The following is a 276-nucleotide window of genomic DNA, read 5'->3' as shown; positions in this document are numbered from 1 at the left end:
AAGGCAAAAAACAAGGCAAAGTTGCTGTCATTACTTTTGATGACGGCTATCTCAATGTCTACCAATATGCCATGCCCGTACTCGACAGATTAGGCTTTACCGCTACCAATTATTTTGTGGCCAACCAGATCGGCGGCTGCAATGCGTGGGATCTGCCGAAAGGCTCGGCCGAAATCAAATGCATGAACAAAGAGCAGCTGCTGGACTGGGCTGCTCATGGCCATGAGGTCGGTGCCCATACCCTTGACCATGTTTTCTTACCGGATGCATCACCAG

1 protein-coding gene is annotated in these 276 nt (G+C 50.0%); it reads left to right on the top strand.

Annotation, left to right across the window (positions count from 1 at the left end; all coding sequences use genetic code 11):
* The coding region (locus HBA93_RS21010; protein WP_221724560.1) for a polysaccharide deacetylase family protein at positions 1-276 on the top strand (276 nt) is incomplete at both ends.

The sequence above is a fragment of the Ochrobactrum sp. SFR4 genome, from assembly GCF_019730395.1.
Lineage (GTDB): Bacteria > Pseudomonadota > Alphaproteobacteria > Rhizobiales > Rhizobiaceae > Pseudochrobactrum.
This window is presented reverse-complemented; position numbering and strand designations above follow the sequence as displayed.